At 61.9% G+C, this 21,217-nt stretch carries 17 protein-coding genes; 6 read left to right on the top strand and 11 right to left on the bottom strand.

The window, feature by feature from the left end; all coding sequences use genetic code 11:
• The first annotated feature begins 81 nt into the window (after positions 1 to 81).
• Positions 82 to 882, top strand: a complete 801-nt coding sequence (locus tag AC1RT6_RS13445; RefSeq protein ID WP_079445095.1) for a HesA/MoeB/ThiF family protein — start codon at positions 82 to 84, stop codon at positions 880 to 882.
• 157 nt (positions 883 to 1,039) lie between these two features.
• Here the strand turns inward: AC1RT6_RS13445 and AC1RT6_RS13440 are convergent, their stop codons facing one another.
• The gene (locus tag AC1RT6_RS13440; protein ID WP_079445094.1) at positions 1,040 to 2,041 is read right to left on the bottom strand and encodes a 2-hydroxyacid dehydrogenase; all 1,002 of its coding nucleotides are present in this window, start codon (positions 2,039 to 2,041) and stop codon (positions 1,040 to 1,042) included.
• Between the two features lie 405 nt (positions 2,042 to 2,446).
• On the opposite strand from AC1RT6_RS13440, the gene AC1RT6_RS13435 reads away from it, so the two are divergent.
• Positions 2,447 to 2,950, top strand: coding sequence for an SH3 domain-containing protein (locus AC1RT6_RS13435; RefSeq protein WP_420799254.1), 504 nt, complete (start codon positions 2,447 to 2,449; stop codon positions 2,948 to 2,950).
• A gap of 109 nt (positions 2,951 to 3,059) precedes the next feature.
• Here AC1RT6_RS13435 and irrA read toward each other — a convergent pair whose 3' ends face one another.
• Positions 3,060 to 3,566, bottom strand: a complete 507-nt coding sequence (irrA, locus tag AC1RT6_RS13430; protein WP_079445092.1) for an iron response transcriptional regulator IrrA — start codon at positions 3,564 to 3,566, stop codon at positions 3,060 to 3,062.
• A gap of 491 nt (positions 3,567 to 4,057) precedes the next feature.
• Between irrA and fabA the strand changes: the two genes are divergently transcribed.
• The 3 genes from fabA (at position 4,058) to fabI (ending at position 6,899) form a co-directional block, all read left to right on the top strand.
• On the top strand, positions 4,058 to 4,582 hold the full coding sequence (fabA, locus tag AC1RT6_RS13425; RefSeq protein ID WP_079445091.1) for a bifunctional 3-hydroxydecanoyl-ACP dehydratase/trans-2-decenoyl-ACP isomerase: 525 nt from the start codon (positions 4,058 to 4,060) through the stop codon (positions 4,580 to 4,582).
• An 82-nt stretch (positions 4,583 to 4,664) separates the two neighbouring features.
• Positions 4,665 to 5,888 carry a beta-ketoacyl-ACP synthase I gene (gene fabB, locus AC1RT6_RS13420; protein WP_079445090.1) on the top strand — a complete coding sequence of 408 codons (1,224 nt, stop codon included), beginning with the start codon at positions 4,665 to 4,667 and terminating at the stop codon, positions 5,886 to 5,888.
• 177 nt (positions 5,889 to 6,065) lie between these two features.
• Positions 6,066 to 6,899: an enoyl-ACP reductase FabI gene (fabI, locus tag AC1RT6_RS13415; protein WP_079445089.1), complete on the top strand. Its 834-nt coding sequence runs from the start codon at positions 6,066 to 6,068 to the stop codon at positions 6,897 to 6,899.
• Positions 6,900 to 6,952: 53 nt separating this feature from the next.
• Here the strand turns inward: fabI and AC1RT6_RS13410 are convergent, their stop codons facing one another.
• Together AC1RT6_RS13410 and katG are read right to left on the bottom strand one after the other, a co-directional pair.
• Positions 6,953 to 7,549, bottom strand: coding sequence for a glutathione S-transferase family protein (locus AC1RT6_RS13410; protein ID WP_079445088.1), 597 nt, complete (start codon positions 7,547 to 7,549; stop codon positions 6,953 to 6,955).
• A 341-nt stretch (positions 7,550 to 7,890) separates the two neighbouring features.
• On the bottom strand, positions 7,891 to 10,083 hold the full coding sequence (gene katG / locus AC1RT6_RS13405) for a catalase/peroxidase HPI (RefSeq protein WP_079445087.1): 2,193 nt from the start codon (positions 10,081 to 10,083) through the stop codon (positions 7,891 to 7,893).
• A gap of 253 nt (positions 10,084 to 10,336) precedes the next feature.
• On the opposite strand from katG, the gene AC1RT6_RS13400 reads away from it, so the two are divergent.
• A complete protein-coding gene (locus AC1RT6_RS13400; protein ID WP_079445086.1) occupies positions 10,337 to 11,251 on the top strand; it encodes a LysR substrate-binding domain-containing protein in 915 nt (304 codons plus the stop codon).
• 195 nt (positions 11,252 to 11,446) lie between these two features.
• Here the strand turns inward: AC1RT6_RS13400 and pnp are convergent, their stop codons facing one another.
• The 7 genes from pnp to nusA form a co-directional block, all read right to left on the bottom strand.
• Positions 11,447 to 13,600, bottom strand: coding sequence for a polyribonucleotide nucleotidyltransferase (gene pnp, locus AC1RT6_RS13395; protein ID WP_079445140.1), 2,154 nt, complete (start codon positions 13,598 to 13,600; stop codon positions 11,447 to 11,449).
• A gap of 322 nt (positions 13,601 to 13,922) precedes the next feature.
• A complete protein-coding gene (gene rpsO / locus AC1RT6_RS13390) occupies positions 13,923 to 14,192 on the bottom strand; it encodes a 30S ribosomal protein S15 (RefSeq protein ID WP_079445085.1) in 270 nt (89 codons plus the stop codon).
• A gap of 2 nt (positions 14,193 to 14,194) precedes the next feature.
• Positions 14,195 to 15,421: a tRNA pseudouridine(55) synthase TruB gene (gene truB / locus AC1RT6_RS13385; protein WP_087881076.1), complete on the bottom strand. Its 1,227-nt coding sequence runs from the start codon at positions 15,419 to 15,421 to the stop codon at positions 14,195 to 14,197.
• Between the two features lie 5 nt (positions 15,422 to 15,426).
• A complete protein-coding gene (gene rbfA / locus AC1RT6_RS13380; RefSeq protein WP_079445084.1) occupies positions 15,427 to 15,840 on the bottom strand; it encodes a 30S ribosome-binding factor RbfA in 414 nt (137 codons plus the stop codon).
• Positions 15,841 to 15,992: 152 nt separating this feature from the next.
• Positions 15,993 to 18,611, bottom strand: coding sequence for a translation initiation factor IF-2 (gene infB / locus AC1RT6_RS13375; RefSeq protein WP_493029504.1), 2,619 nt, complete (start codon positions 18,609 to 18,611; stop codon positions 15,993 to 15,995).
• A gap of 68 nt (positions 18,612 to 18,679) precedes the next feature.
• Positions 18,680 to 19,345 (bottom strand): RNA-binding protein, encoded by a 666-nt coding sequence (locus tag AC1RT6_RS13370; protein ID WP_079445082.1) that lies wholly within the window; start codon positions 19,343 to 19,345, stop codon positions 18,680 to 18,682.
• 261 nt (positions 19,346 to 19,606) lie between these two features.
• The gene (nusA, locus tag AC1RT6_RS13365) at positions 19,607 to 21,214 is read right to left on the bottom strand and encodes a transcription termination factor NusA (protein WP_079445081.1); all 1,608 of its coding nucleotides are present in this window, start codon (positions 21,212 to 21,214) and stop codon (positions 19,607 to 19,609) included.
• Between the last annotated feature and the right edge of the window lie 3 nt (positions 21,215 to 21,217).

Genomic DNA, 21,217 nt, shown 5'->3' with positions numbered 1-21,217 from the left:
CACATCTGCGTGGCCGGCAACAGCAGCCACTGAGGTTCTGGCCCGCGTGCGGCGCTGGATCGAGACGAGAACGGCAGGACGATGCTGAGCGCCGACGAACTTGAACGCTATGCCCGCCACATCGTGATGCGCGAAGTCGGCGGCCCTGGCCAGAACGCGCTGCGCAATGCGCGCGTGCTGATGATTGGAGCCGGGGGTCTCGGTGCGCCGGCGCTGATGTATCTGGCGGCCGCGGGCGTGGGTACGCTCGGCGTCATCGATGACGACGTGGTGACGCTGTCGAATTTGCAGCGCCAGATCATTCACGCGACGCCGGATATCGGCAGTCCCAAGGTTGAGAGCGCCGCTGACAAAATCCGCGCGCTCAACCCGCACGTCGCATTCCACGCCCATCATATGCGGCTGGATGCGGCGAATGCGTTGTCACTGTTTGCAGACTACGACGTCGTCGCCGACGGCTCGGATAATTTCACCACACGCTATCTGGTGGCGGATGCCTGTTATCTGGCGAAAAAGCCGCTGGTGACCGCCGCGCTCGGGGTGTTCGACGGATCGCTGACGACGATCCGCGCGCACGAGACGAATGCCGATGGCGAGTTCAATCCGACGTACCGTTGCCTGTTCCCCGAACCGCCACCGGAGGGCACGGTGCCGAGCTGCCAGCAAGCGGGCATTCTCGGCGCGCTGGCCGGCGTGCTCGGCTCGATGACGGCGTTGGAAGTGATCCGTGAGATCGTCGGATTCGGCGAGGGGCTGGTCGGGCGTTTATTGATGGTGGATGCGCGCGCGATGCGGTTCGAGACGCTGAATTATAGGCGCGATCCGTCGAATCCGCTCAACGGCGATCATCCGACCATCAGGGATTTAAGCGCGTATCGCTGACGGATGATAGTGCAGGTTCGCTTGCCGTCATTGCGAGGAGGCGAAGCGGACGAAGCAATCCAGTTTTTTTATGCGGTCCTGGATTGCTTCGCTTGACGCAAACCCGGCGCAGCCGGTCTTGCGCCGCTCGCAATGACGGGGTTTGCGGAGCGCTTCCTCACAACATGCTCGGCAGCACGCGGTCCGGCGGCTTGTGCGCATCGAGGAAGGTGCGAATGTTGATGATAACCTTCTCGCCCATTTCGACGCGGCCCTCGATGGTGGCGGACCCCATATGCGGCAGCAGCACGACCTTGCCGGCCTTGGCAAGGCGGACCAGCCTGGGGTTGACTGCAGGTTCATGTTCGAACACGTCGAGCGCCGCGCCGGCGATTTCGCCGGCCTCGATCAGTTTCGTCAGTGTGTCCTCGTCGATCACAGTGCCGCGCGCAGTGTTGACGATATAGGCGTCCTTGCGGATCAGCTTGAGGCGGCGCGCCGACAAGAGGTGGAAGGTGGCCGGGGTATGCGGACAATTCACCGAGATGATGTCCATCCGTGCCAGCATCTGGTCGAGCGAATCCCAATAGGTCGCGCCGAGTTCGTCGGCGATCTTCGGCGCCACGGGCTTGCGGTTATGGTAGTGGATTTGCAGGCCGAAGGCGTGGGCCCGGCGCGCCACGGCCTGACCGATGCGGCCCATGCCGATAATGCCGAGCCGCTTGCCGCCGAGCCGCCGGCCGAGCATCCATGTCGGCGACCAGCCCGGCCAGTCACCGCCCGCGGTCAGCAGCGCGGCGCCCTCAATGAAACGGCGCGGGACTGCGAGAATCAGCGCCATGGTCATGTCGGCGGTGTCTTCGGTAAGAACGTTCGGCGTGTTGGTGACGGTGATGCCGAGCTCGTGCGCGGCGACAACATCGATATTATCGACGCCGTTGCCGAACTGCGCGATCAGCTTCAGCTTGCAATCCGGCTGTTTCAGCACGGTCCCGTTAATATCGTCGGTCACCGTCGTGACCAGGATGTCGACGGTGCGGACGGCGTCCATGAGCTGTTCGGTCGTCATCGGCCGGTCGTCAAGATTGAGCCGCGCGTCAAAGAGTTCGCGCATTCGAGTCTCGACCGAGTCCGGCAGCTTGCGCGTGACGACAACCAGAGGCTTTTTCTTGATCGACATTTGATGCTCTCTAGTTTCCGATTTTCGAAATTCGTAGACCCCTGCGGCAACCTTTGATGAAACATTGGAGTGACGCGGTGACGCCACGCGTTCGAGTTCGGAAACTGCCTGTGGCAACCCACAATCCAAGCGAATCAGGTTCTGCGGACATACCGTTCAGTCCCTGTTAACCCACACGTTCGAAACTGCAGTCGCTGGCTGATATCGGCTGTCTCCCTGGTATCCCGGGTCCCTCGCATCTTCCGTGCACTTTCCCGGGCTTCTCCCCGGTCATCCTGGGTTTGATCCTCTCTAGCAGAAGGTCGTGCCAAGGCAAGACGGGTCCGGAAGACGGGGCGGCCGGTTCGGGTGGTATGGTGGACGTCTCGGGGGCAGGTGATGATGGTGAAATGGCGCACTATTTCCATGGTGTTCGCAGCGGCGATGCTGAGTGCGGCTGGGCTCGAAACCACCGCCGCCGCCAAGGACTCCGCGCTATCCACCAGCGGACTGCCGGTTCCGCGTTATGTGAGCCTGAAGTCCGACCACGTGAACGTCCGCGCCGGTCCGACCAAGGATAACGACGTCGCCTGGGTCTATACCAAGGCCGGCCTCCCCGTCGAAATCACTGCGGAATTCGAGAATTGGCGCCGCATCCGGGACTCCGAGGGAGCCGAGGGGTGGGTCTATCACTCGCTGCTGTCAGGCCGTCGCACCGCAGTCGTCACGATGAAGACGAAGAACGACTTCGCGCTGCTGTATGATCGCGCGGATGTTCAAGGCAATGTGGCTGCCCGCTTGCAGGCTGGCGTCGTGGCGCAGGTCAAACATTGCGCGTCGGGATGGTGCCATGTTGCGGGTGACGGCTTCGACGGCTGGATCGAGCAGCAGCGACTCTGGGGCGTCTATGCCGATGAGAAAATCAACTGATCGTCGTCCGGCCACGTTCGCCGGAACGTTGGACTAAACACCTCTCACAAAACCAAATGCCCGGCGCAGGGCCGGGCAGCGGGAACATCGTTCGAAACTGCGAGTCGGATTACCGCTTCTTGCGCAGCCGTACAACCATATCGATACGGCTGATCTCGTAGCCTTCCGGCACGTTCGGCATCTTCGGCATCACCAGATGCGGATCGGGGATGTCGACCAGTTCGTGATTGTTCTCAAGATAGAAGTGGTGATGGGCGGTGACGTTGGTATCGAAATACGTCTTGGTGCCGTCGACGCTGACCTGGCGCAGCAGTCCGGCGTCGGTCAATTGATTGAGCGTGTTGTAAACGGTGGCGAGCGAAACAGGAACCTTGGCGAGAGTCGCTTCTTCGTAAAGCATTTCCGCCGTGAGATGGCGTGCGCCCTTGCCGAACAACAGCCAGCCAAGCGCCATACGCTGCCGGGTCGGCCGCAGCCCGACCGATTGCAGCATTTCGTTGACGTCGTGCCAAGGGCAGCCTGTCAGAGTCGGCTGCCGCCCATGACCGACCGCTGATACATCATGGTCGTCCTCGGTCACAACTACGATGTTCTCGCTTGTACTCACGCCATGCATCCGAAAAACTCTTAATCCAACCGTCAACCGTTCCCCAAGGGAGCTTGCTGTCTCCTACTATAGGAAAGAAGGTCCTTAGATGCAAGTTTTTCGCAACTAGAACGGCTCAAAACTCGTATCCGAGTTCCGCGCTTTTCAGCGGGCCTGACGCGTGCGGAGTACAAAATATATATACTTATCAATAATTTCCGTTTTCTGGCCCGGATCGCAAGTGGGGACGAAGGGTAGCTGTCCCCGTAACCGTCACCTTACGATCGGCTTGGCAGGTCAGGCGAATCGCACGGTTGCCCGCCTCGCTCGAATCATCGCCTGCATCACATAGGATCGCCAGACGCTCACGCGAAACGGGTGCTCTTTGCCCCCTCCGGACCCTGTGTTAGAGAGCCACAATGCGCTGATCTTTAGGATCAGTGTCCGTCTCAGTTGAAAAAGCACACGTCTCGTGCGCCTTTCCAACCATCATTGCCCAACAGAGAGAAAGGCCACGCAGCATGCAGGACCGGCGCAGCAGCTATGATTACGAGGGTTTGCTGGCTTGCGGCCGGGGGGAGCTGTTCGGGCCGGGAAACGCCCAGTTGCCTTTGCCACCGATGCTGATGTTCGATCGCATCACCGACATCACTAAAGATGGCGGGGAGTTTGGAAAAGGATTGATCCGCGCCGAACTCGACGTCAAACCCGACCTCTGGTTCTTCGGCTGCCATTTCAAGGGCGATCCGGTGATGCCCGGCTGCCTTGGCCTCGATGCGCTATGGCAGATGGTTGGATTTTTTCTGGGCTGGACGGGCGGTGAAGGCCGTGGACGTGCGCTCGGTATCGGCGACCTGAAGTTCTCCGGTCAGGTGCTGCCGCACATTCGCAAGGTCGTCTACAATGTCGACGTCAAGCGGGTGATGCGCTCGAAGCTCGTGCTCGGAATCGCGGACGGGTGGCTTTCCGCCGACGATGATATTATCTACCGCGCGAAAGACCTGAAGGTCGGTCTGTTCAAGCAGGATGCAAAACCGGGGACGTGACGGCCGAGGTCGCCGGACGATGCAGGTTGGGTTTTTGACGAGGACGCTTCATGAGACAATATGACTTTGATGCGAGGAGATCATGAGGCGGGTGGTCGTCACGGGGATGGGCATTGTCTCGTCGATCGGAAACAATACTCAGGAAGTGCTGTCCAGTCTCTTCGAGGCCAAATCCGGCATCACGCGCGCGGAGAAGTATGCGGAGCTCGGTTTTCGCTCTCAGGTGCAGGGCGCGCCGACGCTGAATCCGGCCGACGTGATCGATCGTCGCGCGATGCGCTTCCTTGCCGAAGGCGCGGCATGGAATCACGTTGCGATGGAGCAGGCGATCCGCGATTCAGGTCTGGAGCCGAATGACATCTCCAACGAGCGAACCGGAATCATCATGGGTTCCGGTGGCCCGTCCGCTCGTACAATCGTGGAAGCGGCTGATATCACGCGGAGCAAAGGCCCCAAGCGCGTCGGTCCGTTCGCGGTGCCCAAGGCGATGTCATCCACCGCGTCGGCGACGCTCGCCACCTGGTTCAAGATCAAGGGAGTCAACTACACGATTTCATCGGCCTGCGCGACGTCCAACCACTGTATCGGCAACGCCTATGAGACCATTCAGATCGGCAAGCAGGACATCATTTTCGCCGGCGGTTGTGAGGAACTCGACTGGTCTCTCTCGGTGCTGTTCGACGCCATGGGCGCGATGTCCTCGAAATACAACGATACGCCGGCGACAGCCTCGCGTGCTTATGATGTCAGTCGCGACGGCTTCGTGATCGCCGGCGGCGCCGGTGTCGTGGTTCTGGAAGAACTCGAGCATGCGAAGGCCCGCGGCGCACGCATTTACGGCGAAGTCGTCGGCTATGGCGCAACGTCCGACGGCTACGACATGGTTGCGCCGTCGGGCGAGGGCGCCGAGCGCTGCATGAAGATGGCGATGTCGACGGTGAAAACGAAAGTCGACTATATTAACCCGCATGCGACCTCGACGCCAGCGGGAGATCCGCCGGAAATCGAGGCGATCCGCAAGGTGTTCGGCACGGGTGACAAGTGCCCACCGATTTCCGCTACCAAGTCGCTGACGGGACATTCGCTCGGCGCGACCGGCGTACAGGAAGCGATCTATTCGCTTCTGATGATGAACAACGGCTTCATTTGCGAAAGCGCCAACATCACCGAACTCGATCCGGTGTTCGCGGATATGCCGATTGTGCGTAAGCGTATCGACAACGCCAAAATTGGCACGGCGATGTCGAACTCGTTTGGTTTCGGCGGGACCAATGCCACGCTGGTGTTCAAACGATTAGATGCGTAATCGGTTTGAGCGGCGGTGCTGAAGATCTGCGGCGTCGCGGCGATATCGATATTGTCAAGACCGGGCTTAGCGCCAAGCATGTCTTGCGCGGATGACCCGGCCATCCAAACCTTTTAACCTGTCCACGTCGCTAAGGCGTGGATGCCCGGCACGGAGCCGGGGACGACGGAGTCTCGCATGACACACCTGATGCAAGGCAAGCGCGGCTTGATCATGGGGGTCGCCAACGACCACTCGATCGCCTGGGGTATCGCCAAGACACTGGCCGCGCACGGCGCGGAACTGGCCTTCACCTACCAGGGCGAGGCGCTGGCCAAACGGGTCAGGCCGCTCGCCGAATCGGTTGGCAGCAAAATGGTGCTGCCGTGCGATGTCGAGGACATCGCCTCTGTCGACAAGGTGTTCGCCGATATCGGCAAGGCCTGGGGCAAAATGGATTTCCTGGTTCATGCCATCGCGTTCTCCGACAAGAGCGAACTGAATGGCCGTTATGCCGACACGACGCGCGCGAATTTTGCGCGCACCATGCTGATCTCGTGTTTCGCCTTCACCGAAGCGGCGAAACGCGCCGCTGCCCTGATGCCGGACGGCGGCAGCATGCTCACGCTGACATATAATGGCGGCGACCGCGCGATGCCGAACTACAACGTGATGGGCGTCGCTAAGGCAGGGCTGGAAGCATCGGTGCGCTATCTGGCGGTCGATTTCGGCGGGCAGAACATCCGCGTCAATGCCATTTCGGCCGGCCCGATCCGCACGCTGGCCGGTGCCGGGATCGGCGATGCACGCTTCATGTTTGCGTTCCAGCAGAAGCATTCGCCGCGAGGACGTGGCGTCAGCCTCGATGAACTTGGCGGCGCCGGGCTTTATTTGTTGTCGGATCTGTCCGGCGGGGTTACCGGCGAGATTCATTTCGTCGATTCCGGCTACAACATCATTGCGATGCCGCAGCCCGACGCGCTGCGTAGCGACGGCATGAGCAACGGCGCGTCGAACGATGCGGCGAAGTAGGGCTTTGAAGCGGCGCGTTAGTTGCGTCTTCTCTCACAAGCGAAAAAGCTGAATCATCCTGCCGCGATTGTCTCCGCACGTTGAAACGCCGGCCGCGCCATGCAGCGGTCGATGTAGCGATCGAAGGCTGGCCGTGGCGGCACCATCTTGAACTGGCGGATCGCGAAGTTCAGTCCGGAGCCGATTACGATGTCGGCGGCGGAGAAGTCGTTGCCGAGAATCCACGGCCCCTTTTCCAGCGCCTTGTCGAGCACATCGAACACCTGAGTGGCGTTCCCCCACGCGGCCGTGCTCGACGGCACCTCGAGCTTGGTGAAAATCTGGATCAATGCCGGCTCGATGCAGCTCGGTCCGAAGAACAGCCATTGCAGATATTTTGCACGGCGCGCATCGCCGAGCGGCGGGGCTAGCTTTGCATCCGGAAAACGCTCGGTGACATAGGCGCAGATCGCCGCCGCCTCGGCGGTCGCAATGTCGCCGTCAGTCAGTGCGGGCACCTTGCCCATCGGGTTGATGGCGAGAAATTCCGGCGCTTTCTGCGCGCCGGTTGAGATGTCGATCAAGACCCGCTCGTAGGGTTGTCCGGTTTCCTCCATCAGCCAGAGCGTAGTGAACGAACGCGAGCGCGGCGACCAATAGAGTTTCATCATCGAACAGTTATCCTTTCTTCCGGAGTCTGTTTCACCTGCATTGAATCGGACCTGATCTGCTTTTAGTTGAGCATGATCTTGTCCGAAAACCGGTTTCCACTTTTCGGGATCATGATCCCGCGATCGTTTGGCCGTTGGTGTGGCGGGCTGGATAGCCCCTTGTAAGTGAACGGGATCGCCATATCGCGACACTGGAGCGGGATGAGAAAAAGTGTGCAGCGTTTTTCCATCCCGCTCTCAAATATCGGAATCGATGACGAAGCCCCTGCGATGTGATCGCAGGGGCTTTGTGCTGAACTGCATTTCGCGACGAGAATCGTCGCGCCGCGTGATCGCTGCGATCAGGGCTTCAGATCGAAGCGGTCGGCGTTCATCACCTTGGCCCAAGCGGCGGCGAAGTCGTTCGCGAACTTTTCCCTGGAGTCGGCGCAGGCATAGACTTCTGCAAACGCGCGGAGCTGGGAGTGCGAGCCGAAGATCAGATCGACGCGGGTGCCGGTCCATTTCAGCGTATTGGTCTTACGGTCGCGGCCTTCGTACACGCCATCCTGACCGGCAACCGGTTGCCACTCGGTATCCATGGTGAGCAGGTTGACAAAGAAGTCGTTCGTCAGCTTGCCCGGCCGGGTGGTGAAGACGCCGTGCTTGGAGTCGCTGGCATTGGTGCCGAGCACGCGCAGACCGCCGATCAGCACGGTCAGCTCGGGGCCCGTCAGCTTCAGCAATTGCGCGCGGTCCACCATCGCTTCCTCGGGCGCCATGAACTGCTGCTTCTTGCTGTTGGTGTAGTTGCGGAAGGCGTCGGCTCGCGGCTCGAGCGGAGCGAACGAGTCGACGTCGGTCTGGTCCTGCGACGCATCCATGCGTCCCGGCGTGAACGACACCTTCACGTCGATCCCGGCATCCTTGGCCGCCTTCTCGACCGCAGCCGATCCGCCGAGCACGATCAGGTCGGCGAGCGAGATCTTTTTGCCGCCCGTCTGCGCGCCATTGAATTTGGTTTGGATCTCTTCGAGCTTCGCCAGCACTGCTTTCAGTTGGGTCGGCTGGTTGACCTCCCAGTCCTTCTGCGGAGCGAGGCGGATGCGCGCTCCATTGGCGCCGCCACGTTTGTCGGAGCCGCGGAAGGTCGAGGCCGAGGCCCAGGCGGTCGAAACCAGTTGCGCCACGGTGCAACCGGATGAGAGGATTTTCGCTTTCAGGTCGGCGATGTCGTTGTCGTTGACGACTTCGTGGTCCACGGCAGGAATCGGATCCTGCCAGATTAGCACCTCCTTCGGCACCAGCGGACCGAGATAACGCTGGCGCGGTCCCATGTCGCGATGGGTGAGCTTGTACCAGGCGCGGGCGAAGGCGTCCGCGAACTGGTCCGGGTTCTCGTGGAAGCGCTTTGAGATCTTCCCGTAGATGGGATCGAAGCGCAGCGAGAGGTCCGTGGTCAGCATGGTCGGCACGTGCTTCTTCGATCCGTCGAAGGCATCAGGCGTGATGGCGGGCGCGTCTTTCGCTTGCCATTGATGAGCGCCAGCCGGGCTCTTGGTCAGCTCCCATTCGTATTTGAACAGCGTATCGAAGAAGTTGTTGTCCCACTTCGTTGGCGTCTGCGTCCAGGTGACTTCCAGGCCGCTGCCGATTGAATCGGCGCCTTTGCCTGAGCCGAATTTGCTTTTCCAGCCGAGGCCCTGATCCTCGATCGCGGCCGATTCCGGTGCCGGGCCGACCAGCGATGCATCGCCTGCGCCATGGGTCTTGCCGAAGGTGTGGCCGCCTGCGATGAGCGCGACGGTCTCCTCGTCGTTCATCGCCATGCGGAAGAAGGTTTCGCGGATGTCCTTGGCGGCTGCGATCGGGTCTGGCTTGCCGTTCGGTCCTTCCGGATTGACATAGATCAGGCCCATCTGCACGGCGCCGAGCGGTTCGGCAAGCTCGCGTTCGCCGCTGTAGCGCTCGTCGCCCAGCCACGTTCCTTCCGGACCCCAGAACAGTTCTTGCGGCTCCCATTCATCGGCACGGCCACCGGCAAACCCAAAGGTCTTGAAGCCCATCGATTCCAGCGCGGCGTTGCCGGCGAGAACGTAGAGATCGGCCCAGGAAATCTTGCGGCCGTACTTCTGCTTGATCGGCCACAACAGACGTCGCGCGCGGTCGAGCAACACGTTATCCGGCCACGAGTTGAGCGGCGCGAAACGCTGCTGACCGCCGCCGGCGCCGCCGCGGCCATCGGTGGTGCGGTATGTTCCCGCGCTATGCCACGCCAGGCGGACCATCAGCCCGCCGTAATGACCGAAGTCGGCCGGCCACCAATCTTGGGAGTCGGTCATCAGTGCTTTCAAGTCGTTGATGACGGCGCTCAGGTCGAGGCTGGCGAACTCCTTGGCGTAGTCGAAGTCCCTGCCCATCGGGTCGGACAGGTTCGATTTCTGATGAAGGACCTGAACGTCCAGTTGCTCCGGCCACCAGTCACGATTGCTGTGTCCGTGACCGCCCGCGAAAGGGCACTTGCCCGCGCCTTTGTCATTGGTCTTTGCGTCCATGATTGTCTCCGATGCTGTGCTGTCGCGTTGCCGATGGCTGCCTTGGCAACCCAGAAGCCGCGGTCACCCGATGGAGGCCTCAACGCGGAACCATGCTTGTCCGTTCGGGTGTGCCGGCGTTGATGGTGACAAAGGTTAGGCCCGACGGTGCCGCAGTCCTCCGGCAACACGAGGATGACAGCAGTTTGGGAGAAGTTTTTGATAAGGTCCAGTCGATTTGCCTTCACACCGTGATAAGCTTATCTGATCGAAAATGGTCACGCTCAGACAGCTCCGCTACCTCGCCGCGCTCGCGCGCCACTGTCATTTCGGACGCGCCGCGGAGGCTTGCGCCATCACCCAGCCGGCGCTGTCGATGCAGATACGGGAGTTGGAACAGTTCCTTGGCGTCACGCTGGTGGAGCGGCGTCCCGGCGAGGTGCTACTGACCGAGCTCGGCCGGGAGATCTCCCGCCGTGCTGAGGACGTGCTGGCGTCGGCGCGCGATCTTGTCGATTTCGCCCGCCATCGCGCAAGCCCCCTGACGGGACGCCTAACGCTTGGCATCATCCCGTCGTTGGCGCCGTATCTGCTGCCGCGTATCCTGCCCGCGCTGCAATCGAAGTTTCCCGAGTTGCAGCTTGAACTGCGGGAAACGCAGACGCGGCTGCTTGTCGAGGAGATCAAGGGCGGCGCGCTCGACGCCGCCATGCTGGCGCTGCCGCTCGGCGAGCCTGACATCGATACGCTCGAACTTTTCAACGACCTGTTCCTGCTGGCGGTTCCGGCAAGCGATCCCCGGTCCTGCGAACGTCGTGTCGCCGCGCAAGACATCGATCAGTCGCGCCTGATCCTGCTCGAGGACGGCCACTGCCTGCGCGATCAGGCACTGGCGTTCTGCGCCACGATCCCGCGTGGGCCGACGCCGGGCGCAACCGGCATGACATTCGGCGCCTCCAGCCTTGCCACGGTGATGCAGATGGTCGCTGGTGGTTATGGCGTGACGCTGATCCCGCAGATCGCCGCCGATGTCGAGGCGCGCGACAGCCGCGTGAAATTTCTACGGCTGGAAGAGCCGCAACCTGGCCGCAGCATCGGACTGGCCTTCCGCAGGACCTCTCCGCGCAAGGCCGATTTCGAGGCGCTCGGCGATGTGGTTAAGGATTGTGTTGCGACGAACGGCTCCTAACCCTTCCCTGCAAGGGGGAGAAGGAGCTGGCTGTACTCCGATGAAGCGTTTCAATCGAAAGAAGCGCTCTATGATTTTTCTGACGCGGTGTCATTACGCGAACTGGTGCCCACTTCGCTTGAAAACGCTTTAGTGGAACAAAAAAAGGCGGCTCCAAAGCCGCCCTTTCGTAACTTTGACCGCGCCTGACGACGCCTACTCGCCTGCGGCCTCGCGTGCCGGCGCTTCGGCCTTCTGTTTGGCCTCGATGTCTTCGCCTGTCTCTTGATCGACCACCTTCATCGACAGCCGAGTCTTGCCGCGATCGTCGAAGCCGAGCAGCTTGACCTTGACCTTCTCACCCTCCTTGACGACGTCGGAGGTTTTCTGCACGCGGCCAGCCGCGAGTTGGCTGATGTGGACGAGGCCGTCCTTGGCGCCGAAGAAGTTCACGAAGGCGCCGAACTCCATCACCTTGACCACGGTGCCCTCGTAGATCTGGCCGACCTCCGGATCGGAAGCGATCGACTTGATCCACTTGATCGCGGCCTTCATCGCTTCGCCGTCGTTCGAGGCCACCTTCACGGTGCCATCGTCCTCGATGTTGACCTTGGCGCCGGTCTTCTCGACGATCTCGCGGATCACCTTGCCGCCGGTGCCGATCACTTCGCGGATCTTGTCGGTCGGAATCTTGAAGGTTTCGATGCGCGGCGCGTATTCGCCGAGCTCGGCGCGGGCGTTGGTCAGAGCTTTCGCCATCTCGCCGAGGATGTGGATGCGCCCGTCCTTGGCCTGACCGAGCGCGACCTTCATGATCTCCTCGGTGATCCCGGCGATCTTGATATCCATCTGCAGCGAGGTGATGCCGCTTTCGGTGCCAGCCACCTTGAAGTCCATGTCGCCGAGATGATCCTCGTCGCCGAGAATGTCCGACAGCACCGCGTAGCGGCTGCCTTCAAGAATGAGGCCCATGGCGATGCCCGCGGTCGGCCGCTTCAAGGGAACGCCGGCATCCATCAGCGCAAGCGATGCGCCGCAGACCGAGGCCATCGACGATGACCCGTTGGACTCGGTGATCTCGGAGACGACGCGGATGGTGTAGGGGAACTCGTGATGCGGCGGCAGCACCGGATGAATCGCGCGCCACGCCAGTTTGCCGTGACCGATCTCGCGGCGCTTGGTGCCGCCGAGGCGTCCGGTCTCGCCGACCGAGTAGGGCGGGAAGTTGTAGTGCAGCAGGAAGGTTTCCTTGTACGTTCCCGACAACGCGTCGATGTACTGCTCGTCCTCGCCGGTGCCGAGCGTCGTCACGACCATCGCCTGGGTCTCGCCGCGAGTGAACAGCGCCGAACCGTGGGCGCGCGGCAATACGCCGACTTCGGCGACGATGTTGCGCACGGTCTTGACGTCGCGGCCGTCGATACGCTTGCCGGTATCGAGAATGTTCCAGCGCACGATCTTGGCCTCGAGGTGCTTGAACACGCCGGCGATGCGAAGCTTGTCGTATTTCGGCTCCTGGCCCTCCGGGAAGTAATGCGCGATGACCTTGGCCTTGGCAGCGGCAACGGCATTCTGGCGCTGCTGCTTGTCGGCAATGGCGTAAGCCGGGCGCAGGTCGGCTTCGATCAGGCTGAGCATGTCTTTCTCGAGCGCGCTGTCGTCGGCCTGGCTGACTTCGCGCGGCTCCTTCGCAGCCTTCTCGGCCAGCTCGATGATGGCGTTGATGACCGGCTGGAAGTGACGGTGGCCGAACATCACGGCACCGAGCATGATGTCTTCGCTCAACTCCTTGGCTTCGGACTCAACCATCAGCACGGCGTCGGCGGTGCCGGCGACAACCAGTTCGAGCCGGGTATCAACCATTTCGTCCAGCGTCGGGTTGAGCACGTATTCGTCATTCATGAAGCCGACGCGCGCCGCGCCGATCGGCCCCTTGAACGGGGCGCCGGAAAGCGTCAACGCGGCGGACGCAGCCACCATTGCCAGGACGTCGGGATCGTTCTCCATGTCGTGGGACAGTACGGTGACGATGACCTGGGTCTCGTTGCGCCAGCCGTCGGCGAACAGCGGACGGATCGGGCGGTCGATCAGGCGGGAAACCAGCGTCTCTTTTTCGGTCGGCCGGCCTTCGCGCTTGAAATAGCCTCCGGGAATGCGGCCCGCAGCGTAGGTTTTTTCCTGATAGTCGACTGTGAGCGGAAGGAAATCGACGCCTTCGCGCGGCGCCTTGGCTGCGACGACGGTAGCGAGCACGACGGTCTCGCCGTAAGTGGCGATCACGGCGCCGTCGGCCTGGCGGGCGATCTTGCCGGTTTCGAGTTTGAGCGGACGCCCGCCCCAGTCGATCTCGACTGAATGCTTGTTGAACATCTTGTTGTCTTTCATGGGTTCACGAAAGCACGGACGCCAGACGCAAAGACCATGCGCAAGATTGCGAGACGCTGGCCACAACGATCGTAGTTGTGTCAGCGTCCGGCGATCCTGCCATGGTCTTCAGGTCTTGAATGGCGTCCATCCTTCCGATGGTACGGGCATTTGACCCGTCATCGCCCAGCCGCCGGATTGCTGCTGGACACGCTCTTCTTGGGCGTGATCTGTTTGCAAAAAGCGCATTTCGTTTTTTGCAGATCACACACATGGCGCGGACATTCAGTCCACGCATCAAGCGCGCAAGGATGCGCGCGGACTTTGCTCAACGGCGGATGTTGTGCTTCTCGAGCAGAGCCTTGTAACGCGCCTCGTCCTTCTTCTTGATATAATCAAGAAGGGAACGACGCGTGGAGACCAGCTTCAGGAGACCACGACGGGAGTGATTATCCTTGGTGTGGCTCTTGAAATGGTTCGTAAGGTTGGAGATGCGTTCCGACAGGATCGCGACCTGAACCTCCGGCGAACCGGTATCGCCCGACTTGCGGGCGCTGGACTTGATGATTTCCGCTTTGCGTTCGGCGGTCACCGACATCGTCAGCCTCTTTCGTTTTCGTTGCGGCCGGAACTGGCTGTCAGCCCGGTCAGGTTGAACACGCGCTTGGGGATGAGTTCGCCGTGCCCCAGTTCGGCGAGGGCCAGCAACCGGCCCGCCACCGTGACATAGACAACGCCGCTACTCTGGGGTGCATCCCGTCCGCGCAACAAAACGGCCTGGCCCCGATGGAGCCTTGCCGCATCAGCCCGAGTGACGGCCAGCGCCGGGATGTCGTCCAGCGCGGTCTCAACGGGCAGAAGAGCGTCCGCGAGGTTTCCCTCGCCGGACGCGGCTCTATTGCACAAAGCTTCCAATTCTTCCAGCGGAATCATGTCCGCCTCGCCGAACGGGCCGACGAGCGTCCGCCTTAGCGAGCTGATGTGGCCGTAACAGCCAAGAATCCGTCCCATGTCGCGAGCCAGTGCCCGCACATAGGTACCCTTGCCACACTCGGCCTCGAACGCGGACCGGCCATCATCGGTGTGTTCCACGAGGGTCAGTTGGTGAATTTCGACCTGTCGCGGCTGCAAAGCGACGGTCTCGCCGTCGCGGGCGAGGTCATAGGCCCGTTCGCCCTGGATCTTGATCGCGGAATATTGCGGCGGGGTCTGCTCGATCGTGCCGGTGAAGCGTGGCAGCAGCGCCCGGACCGCGTCCGCATCGGGGCGGTTCGCGCTTGTCGACGTAACCCGGCCCTCGCTGTCGTCGGTATCGCGCTCCTCGCCCCATTGCACCGTGAAGCGGTAGCGCTTGCGGCCGTCCATGACGAAAGGAACGGTTTTGGTGGCTTCGCCAAGCGCGATCGGCAGACCGCCCGAGGCCAGTGGATCGAGCGTGCCGGCGTGCCCGGCGCGTTTGGCCGAAAACAGCCGCTTCACGACCGCCACCGCATGGGTCGAGGTCATGCCGATGGGCTTGTCGAGAATCACCCAGCCATGCACGTCGCGCCTGTCGCGGCGCGGCTGGTTGTTCTGTTTCTTTCTTCCCTCTCCCGCTTGCGGGGTGGGGTGGCGAACCTCACTCGTCTGACGGGTCGCCGAGGAAAACTCGCCCACCCCAATCCTCTCGGAGCGAGTTCTGCTCTCTTCGAGCTCCGAGCGGGAGAGGGAGCTGTCCTCGTCATGTGGCGATGTGTCGGAAAAATTATTTCCGCGATCAGAATTATTTTTCTCGGGCCCGTCCGATTCGCCGATTGGCGAATCGAATGTGCCGTTTTGCATCGTCATGATCGTTAGCTTTCGTCCGAATCCGGTGCGAGGTCTCTCTGCACCGCAGGTGTTCTCAATAATTTCTCGATACGTTCCGCTTCGTCGAATCGTTCGTCGGCGCGGAAGCGGATATCAGGTGCGAATTTCAGGTTAACGCGCCGCGCGATCTCGCCGCGCAGGAATTTCTTGTTGCGGTCGAGCGCCTCGATCACGTCGGTGGTGTCGCGACCGCCGAGCGGCATCACGTAGATCGTCGCGAGCTTGAGGTCGGGGGACATGCGGACTTCGGGCACCGTGATGAGACGTCCTTCAAGCACGGGATCATGCACGTGACCCTGCGTGAGAATTTCGGCGATCGCGTGACGCACGGTCTCACCGACGCGCAACTGGCGCTGCGAGGCACCGGGTTGTTTAGCTTGCTGATGATGGCGCGGCATGAAACGGCGTCTTTCAAACAGTCGTCATGCCCGCGCTTGTCGCGGGCATCCACGTCTTTCTCGAGATATCTGGCTTTAGACGTGGATGGCCGGAACGCGTCCGGCCATGACGCCGTATCCCAATTAACGCAGCTCTCTTGTGAGATTCGGACTCACAGCGAGCGCTGAATGGTCTCCACGCGATAGCACTCGATAACGTCGCCGACGCGCATGTCGCCGTAGTTATCGAACGCCATGCCGCACTCCTGGCCCGACTGGACTTCCTTCACTTCGTCCTTGAACCGCTTCAGCGTTGACAGCTTGCCTTCGTGCACCACGACATTATCGCGGATCAGACGGACGTTGGCGCCGCGTTCCACGTTTCCGTCGGTCACGCGGCAACCAGCCACCTTGCCGACCTTCGAAATGTTGAACACTTCGAGAATTTCGGCATTGCCCAGCATGGTTTCGCGCAGCGTCGGCGCGAGCAGGCCGCTCATCGCCTTCTTCACGTCGTCCACGAGGTCGTAGATGATGTTGTAGTAGCGGATCTCGATGCCGTTGCGCTTGGCTGCGGCCGCGGCTTCCTTGTTGGCGCGAACGCTGAAGCCGATGATCGCGGCGTTGAAACCCTCCGCCAGCGTGACGTCGGATTCGCTGATGCCGCCGACGCCCGCATGGAGGATGCGCGCGGCGACTTCGTCGGTGCCGAGCTTTTCCAGCGAGCCGAGGATGGCTTCCAGCGAGCCCTGCACGTCGGCCTTGATGATTAGGGGGAAATCCTTGCGGCCCGCGGTCTTGAGCTGCGACATCATCTGCTCGAGCGAGCCGCGCATGCCCGAGGCGCTGGCGGCGGCGTTTTCGCGCTTCTGGTGAGCGCGATAACTCGTGACCTGGCGGGCGCGGGCTTCGTTCTCGACCACGGCAAGGCGGTCGCCGGCTTCCGGCGGTCCGTTGAATCCAAGCACTTCGACCGGCACCGACGGGCCGGCCTCGTCGACCGTCTCGCCCTGATCCGAAATCAGTGCGCGGACACGGCCCATTTCGGCGCCGGCTACAATAATGTCGCCGACCCGCAGCGTGCCGCGCTGGACCAGCACGGTGGCCACAGGGCCGCGGCCGCGATCCAGCTTGGCCTCGATCACGGTGCCTTCGGCGGGGCGCATGGCATTGGTCTTAAGGTCGAGCAGGTCCGCCTGCAGGGAGATCATTTCAAGCAGCTTGTCGAGGTTGGTCTTGTTCTTCGCTGATACCTCAACGTCGACGACCTGGCCGCCCATCGATTCGACCTGTACCTCGTGCTGCAACAATTCGGTGCGCACGCGCTCCGGCTTCGCGTCGGGCTTGTCGATCTTGTTGATCGCGATGATCATCGGGACCTTGGCGGCCTTGGCGTGATTGATGGCCTCGATGGTCTGCGGCATGACGCCGTCGTCCGCAGCGACGACGAGGATGACGATGTCTGTAACCTTGGCGCCGCGGGCGCGCATCGCGGTGAACGCGGCATGGCCAGGCGTGTCGATGAAGGTTATCTTCTTGCCGCTCTCCGGCGAGGCGACCTGATAGGCGCCGATGTGCTGGGTGATGCCGCCGGCTTCGCCCGACACCACATTGGCGTGGCGCAGCGCATCGAGCAGCGAGGTTTTGCCGTGATCGACGTGGCCCATCACGGTAACGACCGGAGAGCGCGGCTCGGTATCGGTGGAATCGTCAACCACATCGAACAAGCCTTCCTCGACGTCGCTCGCGGCGACGCGCTTGACGGTATGGCCCAGTTCTTCAGCGATGAGTTGCGCGGTGTCGGCATCGATCACGTCGGTGATCTTGTGCATCGCGCCTTGCTTCATCAGCATCCGGATCACGTCCACTGCGCGCTCGGCCATGCGGTTGGCGAGCTCCTGGATGGTGATCGCTTCCGGCACGATGACCTCGCGAATCAGCTTTTCCTTCGGTTCATTCGAGGCATGACCCTTCAGGCGCTGGGTGCGGCGGCGGAACGAGGCGATCGATCGTTCGCGCACGTCGTCGGCGCTCAACGCCGTCGCTAGCGTCAGACGGCCGCGTTGCTTGGCGGGCGCCGGTTTGGCAGCCGGCTTCGGTGCGATCACAGGACGGGCGGGGCCGCCGCCGGGACGACGGACCAGGCGCGGAGCCTCGTCCTCGTCGCTGCCGTCGGCGGCGACAGCGGCCGGCCGCGCCGGAGGCGCCGCGCGCGTGGTGGTGGTCGTGGTCTTGGCCGGTGCAGCCTTGGTCTCGGTTTCGCCGAACCGGCGTTTGGCTTCGAGTTCGGCCTTGCGCTTGGCTTCCTCTTCCTGACGATGGCGCTCTTCCTCGGCCTTGCGGCGAGCCTCGGCGGCCTCGCGCTCGGCCTGTTCGATGCCTTCCTTGCTGTTGCGCCGCGCAGCTTCGGCTTCCGCAATACGGCGCTCTTCTTCGGCGCGCACTTTGGCTCCCGCCAGGGCGCTCGCTCGCGCGCTGCGCTCGTCCTCGGTCAGCTTCCGCAACACGACGCCTGAACCCGAGCGCGGGGCGGCGGGTGTCGCGGCACGAGCCGGTGGAGCCTTGGGAGCCAGCGTCCTGGGGGCGGCCGGCTCCGAGGTTCCCACCGGTTCTGGGCTGGGAGAGTCGCCGCCGATTCGACGCTTGCCGCGTTTTTCGACCACCACCTGCTTGGTACGGCCGTGGCTGAAGCTCTGGCGCACGGTGCCCTGCTCGACGCGAGGCTTGAGCGTCAAGGTCTTGGACGGGCTGACGCTCAGAGTCTTGTCGCCAGGATTTTTCGTATCAACCATTCAGCGGTCCCAATCTTGTTGCGCTGTACGCGATCGCACAGGTGGTGTCGTTAGAATTCTTGCCGTGTTCAGCTGCCTTGCCGCTGCCCGCCATCCTGGTATCGAACCAGGATCTGGCTGCGCTGCAGGAAAGTCTTGCTCGCCGGGCCTGCGAGCAGGGCTGCATGTATCACATTTGCCCTGCCAAGTGCCAAATCCAATTCTGCCGACGTCAGGGTGGTGACAACCGGGATTTCCTGCGTTTTACCGGACTGGACGGCTATTTTAGTGACGGTAGCGTCCAATTTCCGAATTCCGTCTGCGGCGCCGTCTGCGGCGTGAAGCAGGGCAACCGCCTGATGACGAAGCAGCGCGTCCTCCGCTTTTGCGAAACCGGCGACGACCTGACCGGCCTTGGCGGCGACCGCCAGCGCGTCGATTGCGCTGCGGACCATCAACTGCCGGGTCTTCTCAACCAGAGAGGCCGATACGTGAACGTCCCGCTTGAAGCCCTTGCTAAACTGGTGGCGGCGGACCGCCTCTGCAACAGCAGCATGCGAGGCTGAAATCCAGAGACCCCGGCCGGGAAGTTTGCGTTTCAGATCCACGATAACCTCGCCCGAAGGCGAGACCACGAACCGGATCAAGTCGCCGATCGGGCGCACCTCGCGCGTAACCACGCACATCCGCGTCGTCGCGGATTTGTTGGTCCGCGGTCCGTCGTCAAGATCTGCCGGGTCGGCGATGGCGAGCATGTCGTGAACATTCCCTTGTCATCGGCGGCGAGGTCTTCCCGCGAAGCCGAGTCTGCTTTCGCGGAAGGGGTCCTGGCGCACGTTCCGCAGAAGCGGTGACTGCAAGTTACTGGTTGTGAGCATTTTCTTCACGCTAACCAAACCCACTTAGCCGGAAAATGTTCTGGAGTGTGAATCCCTGCACTGAGATCAGACTCCAGCCTAAATCCTACGAACGAGCATGATCTATCGAAACCGGCTCCCACTTTTCCGGATCGTGCTCTATGCCGGCTGATCTTCAGCGGCGACGGCCTCTGCCGGTTTCGCCAGGTCAGCTTCGCTGATCCAGCCGGCCATCAGGCGCGCTTGCATGATAATGGCCTCGGCATCCTCGCGCGAAATCTCGATGCCGTCGAAATAACCCGCGTGCTTGACCGCTTCGCCTTCCTTGCGTTCGGTCCAGCCGACCAGATCGTCGGTGGCGCAACCGGCCAGATCCTCGACTGTCCTGACGTCGTTCTCGCCAAGTTTGACCAGCATTTTCAATGTCACGCCAGGTACCGTCTTCAGAGCGTCGTCCACGCCGAGTTCCTTTCGCCTGCTTTCCAGTTCGGCCTCGAGTTGCTCGAGATATTCGCGGGCGCGGCTCTGCAATTCGCCCGCGGTTTCATCGTCGAATCCCTCAATGCCGGCGAGTTCCCGCGTATCGACCAGCGTCAGTTCTTCAACAGAGGTAAAACCTTCCGACGCCAGCAATTGGCCGACGACCTCGTCGACGTTGAGCGCTTCCATGAACATGCGAGTCGCATTCTCGAAGTCCGCCTGGCGTCGCTCCGATTCCTCCTGCTCGGTCAGGATGTCGATATCCCAGCCGGTCAGTTGCGAGGCGAGCCGCACGTTCTGTCCGCGCCGCCCGATCGCGAGCGACAACTGGTTGTTGGTATCGGGAACCACAACCTCGATCCGCTCCCGATCTTCGTCGATCACGACTTTTGCGACCTCCGCCGGCGCCAGCGCGTTGACGACGAACGTCGCGATATCGGGCGACCACGGGATGATGTCAATCTTTTCGCCCTGCAACTCGTTGACGACCGCCTGAACGCGCGACCCGCGCATGCCGACGCAAGCCCCAACCGGATCGACTGAGGAATCCCTCGACACCACGCCGATCTTCGCTCGGGAACCCGGGTCGCGCGCCACCGCCTTGATCTCGACGATGCCGTCGTAAATTTCCGGCACTTCCTGTGCGAACAGCTTCACCATGAACTGCGGATGGGTGCGCGACAGGAAGATTTGCGGCCCGCGAGTTTCGCGGCGCACGTCGAAGATATAGGCCCGGACCCGGTCGCCGTTGCGGAAAACCTCGCGCGGCAACATCTCGTCGCGGCGTATGACGGCCTCGCCGCGGCCGAGGTCAACGATCACGCTGCCGTATTCGACACGCTTGACGATGCCGTTGACGATATCGCCGATGCGATCCTTGAACTCCTGATATTGCCGGTCACGCTCAGCCTCGCGCACCTTCTGCACGATCACCTGTTTGGCGGATTGCGCGGAGATGCGGCCATATTCCAGCGGCGGCAGCGTGTCGGCGATGGTGTCGCCGATCTGCGCGCCCGGATTGGCTCGCTGAGCGTCCTTCAGCGAGATCTGGTTCGCGGCGTTTTCGACCTGATCGACCACCAGCATGTGGCGGGTGAGCTGGAGCTGTCCGGTTTTCGGATGAATTTCCGCATGAACGTCGGTCTCACTGCCGTACCGCGCCCGCGCCGCTTTGGCGATCGCATCTTCCATCGCGGCGATCACGATGCCACGGTCGATGGATTTTTCTCGCGCTACTGCGTCCGCGATCTGCAGCAGTTCGAGTTTATTGGCGCTGACAGCGGCCATGAC

The sequence above is a fragment of the Nitrobacter sp. MLSD-S21 genome, from assembly GCF_058809865.1.
Note: the sequence above shows the minus strand (reverse complement) of the source record. Positions and strands in the feature narration are given on the sequence as shown.